The sequence below is a fragment of the Blautia sp. HCP3S3_B11 genome, from assembly GCF_052064435.1.
Lineage (GTDB): Bacteria > Bacillota > Clostridia > Lachnospirales > Lachnospiraceae > Blautia_A.
On record NZ_JBQHVP010000039.1, the window covers coordinates 1 to 7,313 of the forward strand.

Annotated in this window: 5 protein-coding genes; 1 reads left to right on the top strand and 4 read right to left on the bottom strand. The window is 39.0% G+C overall.

Annotation, left to right across the window (positions count from 1 at the left end; genetic code table 11):
- Positions 1–275 precede the first annotated feature (275 nt).
- From ACTNC0_RS17970 to ACTNC0_RS17985, 4 genes are all read right to left on the bottom strand, one after another.
- Positions 276–929 carry a hypothetical protein gene (locus ACTNC0_RS17970; RefSeq protein ID WP_441088457.1) on the bottom strand — a complete coding sequence of 218 codons (654 nt, stop codon included), beginning with the start codon at positions 927–929 and terminating at the stop codon, positions 276–278.
- An 84-nt stretch (positions 930–1,013) separates the two neighbouring features.
- A complete protein-coding gene (locus tag ACTNC0_RS17975; RefSeq protein WP_441088458.1) occupies positions 1,014–1,664 on the bottom strand; it encodes a hypothetical protein in 651 nt (216 codons plus the stop codon).
- Between the two features lie 130 nt (positions 1,665–1,794).
- On the bottom strand, positions 1,795–4,032 hold the full coding sequence (locus ACTNC0_RS17980) for an RNA polymerase sigma factor (protein WP_441088459.1): 2,238 nt from the start codon (positions 4,030–4,032) through the stop codon (positions 1,795–1,797).
- Between the two features lie 477 nt (positions 4,033–4,509).
- On the bottom strand, positions 4,510–6,837 hold the full coding sequence (locus ACTNC0_RS17985; protein ID WP_441088460.1) for a hypothetical protein: 2,328 nt from the start codon (positions 6,835–6,837) through the stop codon (positions 4,510–4,512).
- Positions 6,838–6,999: 162 nt separating this feature from the next.
- On the opposite strand from ACTNC0_RS17985, the gene ACTNC0_RS17990 reads away from it, so the two are divergent.
- A complete protein-coding gene (locus ACTNC0_RS17990; protein ID WP_441088461.1) occupies positions 7,000–7,227 on the top strand; it encodes a helix-turn-helix domain-containing protein in 228 nt (75 codons plus the stop codon).
- The last annotated feature ends 86 nt before the right edge of the window (positions 7,228–7,313 follow it).

Here is a 7,313-nt window from a genome sequence, read left to right on the forward strand (position 1 = left end):
CTTTTTACAATATAAGCATATCAAAAAAAGCAGGAGATATCTAATCCTTTTAGGAATAAATATCTTCTGCTTTTAAGTTAATGACATTGTGTATTTACAGGGTTTCGGGCGTTTTCGTTTTTTCGGTTAAAAGCAGATCTATAGCAATTCCAGCACTTTCATAACAAAAAGAGACCTCTCCAAAAAGATTTATTTTTTGAAAAAGATCTCTCGACTATCCTGAAACAATAGACCCTCGAAAGAATCATATCATGCTCCAGAATATTTTCTTATTTTTATTTAAACCAGAGAAGAAGGTCTTCTCTCTGTCCGGTTTTGTCGTTCACTACTACCGCACCAACCTGGAATCCTTTACCGCCTTTAATTGTGATAATCTCACCATTTTGCATATCTTCCGATTTCATCCATCCATTCTGTGCATAATATGTTTCCTGTACTGACCATCCCTTTTTCAGATTGAATGTTATTTTTTTCCTCTTGTTTGCAAACTGAGAGTAATTTAAAACTCTATATGCATCTGCATCAAACTTACTGCCCGGAACAGTTTTATTTCCGACTTTTACAGATGCAACCGGATTTTCATATTTTTTTACTTTTAAAGTACATTTCTTAGTAATTTTTCCATCTGTTGCTGTGATCACGGTTTTTCCCGTTTTCTTCGGAGCTGCATAGATACTTCCGTATTCTGCTGATACTTCCACAACAGATGGATCGCTGTTTTTCACAGATTTAACTTTGTCCACTCCTGATGCAAAAAAGCCAAGCCATGTTTTCTGATACATCATAAGTCTTGCAGTTTTTCCCGTATACAGAGTGATCGTCTTGCTCTTCGTCAGATAAGATGGTGCTGCTGCCTGAACAGGAATTGCTGCCAGAATCATCATAACACTTAATGTAATTGTCAAAATCTGTTTTAAAAATTTCTTCATAATTTCTTTTCCTTATATCAGAACCGCTGCATCTATGTTTTTCCTGAAATGCAGCGTTCTTTTACGCTTTTATATTTTCAGGTTTTAGTTTAAAGTCACTTGTACCATTTCCTGTAAACCGGTTTTTTCATTTTCCAGTGTTACCATAACGATATAGCCACGTCCTCCATTTACAGGTATTTTCGCTCCGTTTTTTACTCTTTCTGTTTTCATCCAGCCCTTCTTTAAGTAATCAACACACAGAACTTTCCATCCTTTTTTTCCTGTAACATTGACTTTTACTTTTTTATTGGCATGTGGTGCATAGCTTGCAGTAATTTTGTCCGCTTTATTGAATTTTCTTCCGGAAATTGTTGTGCTTCCCAGCTTAATGGAAGATACCGGATTCGTGTAATTTGCTACAATTGCCTTAACCTTTTTTGTTTCATTTCCAACTTTAATTGTCAGAGTTGTTGTTCCTGGTCTTTTTGCTCTGAAATAAAGACTATAGCCATACTCATACTTTTCTGTAACGCACACTCCAACTCTGGAGTTGCTGGATTTTACCTGTATTTTCTTTGTGCTTCCTACACTTCCAAAGTACTGGTTGTGCATCTTCTGATTTGGATAAAATACTGCGGATACTGTGTCTTCTCCGTAGATGCAGGACTGTCCGGAAGCAAACGCCGGAACTGCAGTCAGCAGCATGACAAATACTACTGCTAATGCAATGAGTTTTTTCATCGTTTTTTTCATAAACTTTTTCTCCCTTTCTCACTCATCTCTGAGTATTTTTTGTAAGATTATTGTACTGCTACATGATTTTATGGTCAATACAACATTTATCCATTCTCACCAATTTTCCAGTGCACTCAGAACAGAAACATCAATTTCCCAGTGCGCTCAGATCAGAGACGTCTGTCATGTTCAGGTGGTACTGCTCATAAAATGAATTGGATTCCTCTGAGCCCATCAGTGTCTCATAATCTGTAAGATCTGTTACGATTGTTCCGTCCTGAATCGTGATCCGTGTGTAGCTTTCTTTTCCAGTTCCTCTCGAAAAATAATAAGAATACAGTCCATTTCCATCCGGAGCACGGAAAATAGAACAGTTATCACCCCAGGTTCCGCTGACTTTTTTTGCCTGGTATCCGGAGCCATCATTTTCACAGGTATACACACGATAAACCATTTCCCCAATCGGACTGCTTTCGTAAAATCCCTGTCCCACGATCAGCTCGTCTGTTCCATCCTGGTTCATATCATATAATGTATAGACTGGCATTCCTTCCAGAGAATATTGTGCTTCTCCAAGTTCCTCACTAAACTCTGTTTCCGGCTGAGCTGCCGCAATCTGCTCAAGAACAGCCTGGTAAGCTGCTGTAACCGAATCCGACTCACCTTCTGCCGCAGTTGTTTCCTGTACCGCTTCTGTTTCCAGATTATCTGCTGCCCCCGTATCTTCTTCTATTTTTGTAATACGATACAGATTATTCTCTGCCGGTTTCAGGGTCGCCACCTTATTGATCGTTGACTCTCCGTCTTCCGGATCTCTTTTCAAATATGTATAATGGATTTTCATCTCCGTGTCTGTATATTCTGCTGAATTTATTGTACACTCTGCATGCCATTCCATTGTTCCCGGAATTACAGAGATGTTATCTCCTTCTACATTTATACCATATTCCGTGTCACTGTCATTATCTTCTGAAAGCTGGAAAGAAGTAAATGCGGAATACAAACGGTTAAACTGTGCCAGATTGTAAAAATAGGATCCATTTGTGCCACGACCGACTTCTGGCAGGAATGTCTCCCCGGCTGCTGTTCTGCCCTGTGCGAACTGCGTAATCGCATATGGCATATATGAGTCTCCATCTATCGGCATTTCCTGTGGTCCATATGCCAAGACAAATTCCATTTCTTCTTTGGTCAGATTTCCGGCAATCTTAGAAGAATATTCATCATCTGCCAGTATTTTCTCTGCCGATTCCGGCGTCGGGGATGGTTCTGGTGTCGGAGACGGTGTAGGTGTTGCTTCTGCCTGCGTCTCTTCTTCCTGATTCGTCTCTGCCTGTGGGGTTTCTGTAATATCCGCAGTATTTCGGGAAGCTTCTTCCTCTGTTGTCTGTTCTGTTTCATTTCCCTCTGGTTCATATTGAGTTACCGGTACCGCTGTTAAAGTATCATGCAGGTATATCACACCTGCTGCACAGCCTCCTCCGATAATAAGCCCTGCTGCTATACCCAGAACTGTTTTTCCTGCTGTGCTTGCCAAGAAGGAATGCTTTGCTGCTGTACCGGCTGATTTCGCAACTGTTCCGGAAACATTTTTTCCTTTGTCGTTCCGGTTATTATTACCGTTTCCGGCGTTGTCGCTTCCATTTCCGTTATTATTCTTATAAAGCTGCACACTTTGTCCTGCATGCTGCATAATGGTTTCTTTTCTGGAAAGCATAACTGTTTTGGCTGCATGCGTAAATGCAGGAGACTTGCTTTCGCTGCGGAGCAGGTACAGTAAGAGTGGCAGTGGAGCAATACTGTAGAGCTGGTATCCTTTCTTTTTCAGTTCTTCTGCTTTGTTCTTTAAGGCTTTTCTTCCGTAATTAAGTCTGGATTTTACCGTATTTTCAGATACATCCAATGTCTCCGCAATTTCTTTGATACTCTGCCCTTCCAGATGATACATCAGGATGCAGAATCTCTGTTCATCGGAAAGACTGTCAATCAGTTCTCTCACCAGAATCTGTGTTTCTTTTTGTGTATAATTCAGTTCCGGCTGATACGATGTATTTTCATCTTCTATCTGGAAAACGAACTCATCTCCGTCCTCATTTTCCTTTTCCAGTTCCGAAAACAGGTCCGGTTTTTTCTTTACAAGCATATTTTTGGCGGTATTTGCCACGATTCTTCCAAGCCATGCCGGAAAATGTTCCGGATCTTTCAATGTCGGCAATGACTGCCATGCTTTTATATAGGCATCCTGAAGAACATCTTTCGCATCATCCGGATTTTTCATATATTTCAAGGCCAGATAATACATATTGTTCTGCGTTGATTCATAAAGTGCTGAAAACGCATCCGCATTTCCCTGAAGTGCTGCTTCCACAGCCTGTTTGTAATTCATTTGTATAGATTTCTCCTTCTTTATCAGTGTCGTTTTTATTATAGATTTTTTAACCTTCCGATTCAACAGTTTATTTTTTGGTATTGTCTTTCTGTTATTTCTTTTGTTTGACAGTTTTCAGATATATCTGCTCTTTATCTTTCTTTGACATTTGTGTATATCCCCTTTCTCTTTGCAGCAGACTCACAAACCACTTCATAAATTTGCTCATTTCCACATTTGCAGTTTCTCCCATATAAATAAAGTTTTTTGTAAAAATAGAAATTTTTCTCCTTTCACTAAACTGACAAATGAAAAGCGGAAAAAGTTTTATATTTTGCAAAAAAACTCTGGCAATCCTGATTTTTTATACGGAACCAATTTTCAGGATGCCAGAGCTTTTTAATTTCTGATCATTTTATCAGTTTTGATGATTTTTAATCGTTTTTCCAATTCTCAGTTATCTATCGGCTTCGGCTATTTATGGCTTTGGTAAATCTATGCTTCTGTATCCCACTGCTGAACCGTAATTCCGTCTGTCAAAGACAAAAACATCTGCTCTCCTGTCCGAAGGTTCGTCCAGCCAACATTTTCATTTCCACAGATATATCCATTCAGATCACTGATATATACATCTTTTATATCTAACGCCACTTCCCCTTTATCATTATACAGAGAACAACTTCCTGCATAATCCGGACGTAGATCATCATCTCCATCTTTTGAAGCATTTTCAATAAACAAACCCTCTTCCAGAATACGATAATCACTGTTTACCGGCATTTTGACCGGTGCCAGAACCTGTGAAAATTTATCATCCAGAATATAATACCAGTCGGAGTTTGTCACGATCCAGTATTCACCGTTTGTGTATCGAATATCTTTAACGCCTCTCCCATTATCCACTTTTTTAACTGTATTTCCTGAATTATCAACAATTTTATTCTCTGTCAGCACATACTTTTCATTTAAGCGGATTCCTTCACTGGTATCTGCGTTGTTCTGGGAAGCTATAATTTCATTGTATTCATCATCCGTAATCAGTTTTCCTCTGTTGATATCAATAATTCCACTTGTCTGCTGACTGTCTCCATTTGTATATCCACATGTATATCCATAATAATCGCTGTAATAACTCTGTTCCTCTCCCAGTTTCCAATAACGATCTGTTAGATATCCATTTTCATCTGTATACAGCGTAATATATCCACCCTCCAGCAATTTCTTACTGGTTCCATCTGGTTTCACCCATTCAAGGACCTGATAATCACCATGTTCAAAATCAGAATGAAAGGTTTTTCTCAGAACATTTCCGCTTGGTGTTATATCATAATAAATGCATTTTTCCTGCTCCTCTGTCTGCTCCTGACTTTTAAACAGAATCCTTCCATCTTTATCCAGAACCACATGATATTCACATTCATCTTCCAGAGTTCCAATCGTAAGTGAATACATTCCTTTTTCATTTAATGCACTTCCCACATTCACAGTTGGCATTGAAAACATACTGTAAACTTTTCCTTTATCATCCGAGAGTTCATAAATATACTGCTCAGTAATATTGCCAAGCTGATCATTTAAGTCTGTATCCTCTTCTTCGTCTGTATTCCAGTCTTCATCCATATCTGCTGATTTCTCATCCTGCTCCATATTTCCAAGTACCGCAGTTACATCCTGGATGCCAATTGCTTCCAGAAGACGGCTTTTTGCCTGATAAAGCCTCTGGTATCTTTCTGTTTTTTTCTGATTGATAGCTTCTGTTCTGGCACTACACTTTTCTGCCATGATCCAGGTATCGTATGAATCCATTTCGGTCAGATCATCCACCAATGGACTTTGGGTTCGCAGTGCCTCCAGACGTTCATCCAATATTTTCTTTACGATCGTATAGCCTTCTTTCAACTCAATTTCATCAAACATCTGGCCAATATTTCCGTATGTTCTGGATAAAATATATTTTTCATTTACCTGCACGGGAAGCATACTGTCTGCTACCATTGTCGTCTCATCCTGAGCTGAACTCCAGTCCTCCACCATTTTTATAAAAGAATATCCGGCAGCTACAGCCACACTTCGTAATGTCTGTCCAAGTTCATCATCTCCAAGTAAGGCTCCTACTCCACTCTCAATGGCATATTCCTGCAATGGACTGTCTCCCATCTGGTATCCAGCTTCTTCCGCAAGAACATTTTTCAGATTTGGATCCCATTGATTGATCATCTGATACAGATTTTCGGTAGTATTCAATACCTCATCAAATTCACTGTTCTTACTGCCATCCTCATCAACGCTCTTTGCTCTTGCAACAATATATTCATCCAATGCAGAAGCTTCATCTTCATAAGCACTTTCATATATTTTTTTCAGTTCCTGCTTCTGCTTTTTGGAAAAACTGTCCGGCAAAATGCTTTTATTGAAATGTGGTTTTAATACTTCTTTTTCACCTGCTTTCATTCCAGCAACTGAAGCGACATGCGATTTTCCCGGATAAAAATTTCTGACAGTTACAGCCGAAACGATTACTGCAACACATACTGCACTGGCAATTAAAATACGCTCCGGTTTTTGTGGCATTTGCAGCTTTTCTTTCTTTTTCTGATTCGTATCCCTGCCTGCTCTTTTTATATTTTCTGCTACTTCAAGTAAAGCTCCACAGTTCGGACAGAACTTACCTTTTTTCTCTTTGATTTCTTTCCCGCATTTGGGACAAAATCTGAATTTTGCATTCTTTTTCCTTAAAATGGAAATTGCCATATTTTTTACAGCTTTCGCAGCCTCTTTCCCGACCGGTTTTAACACTTCTGTCACTTTTTCAAAAAATCCCATCGTTTTCTCACTTCCTCTTTTTTCTTCCCTTCAATATCTTTTCCGTAATTTTACGTTTTTGAATATCTTTTCCGTTTTTTGTGTTTCATAAAATAGATGTTTAAACATACATATAGGTAATAAGAATCATGTTAACATTTCTATTATATTGAGGTGAATGCTATGATTTCTTATGAACCATTCTGGAAAACCATTGCCGATCGCCAGATCAGCACATATGCTTTGATCAACCGGCATGGAATCCTTCCTGACACGATCCAGCGCCTCAGAAGCGGCAGACCGATCACGACTACCACTCTGAATACACTGTGTCAGGTTATCAACTGTGAGATTTCCGATATTATGAAATTCATACCGGATCAGAACAGTCAGACAAATACAACTAAATAACTAAGACTTCCCATACCCCAAATGGGCTTCGCACCTTGAAAATTCAATATTTCAGCTAACAAAATAGCAATTTATGCCATCGCAGT

Excerpts from the sequence above, each read along its gene's own strand:
- ACTNC0_RS17970 (WP_441088457.1), bottom strand. The coding sequence starts at position 929 with ATGAAGAAATTTTTAAAACAGATTTTGACAATTACATTAAGTGTTATG.
- ACTNC0_RS17975 (WP_441088458.1), bottom strand. The coding sequence starts at position 1,664 with ATGAAAAAAACGATGAAAAAACTCATTGCATTAGCAGTAGTATTTGTC.
- ACTNC0_RS17980 (WP_441088459.1), bottom strand. The coding sequence starts at position 4,032 with ATGAATTACAAACAGGCTGTGGAAGCAGCACTTCAGGGAAATGCGGAT.
- ACTNC0_RS17985 (WP_441088460.1), bottom strand. The coding sequence starts at position 6,837 with ATGGGATTTTTTGAAAAAGTGACAGAAGTGTTAAAACCGGTCGGGAAA.
- ACTNC0_RS17990 (WP_441088461.1), top strand. The coding sequence starts at position 7,000 with ATGATTTCTTATGAACCATTCTGGAAAACCATTGCCGATCGCCAGATC.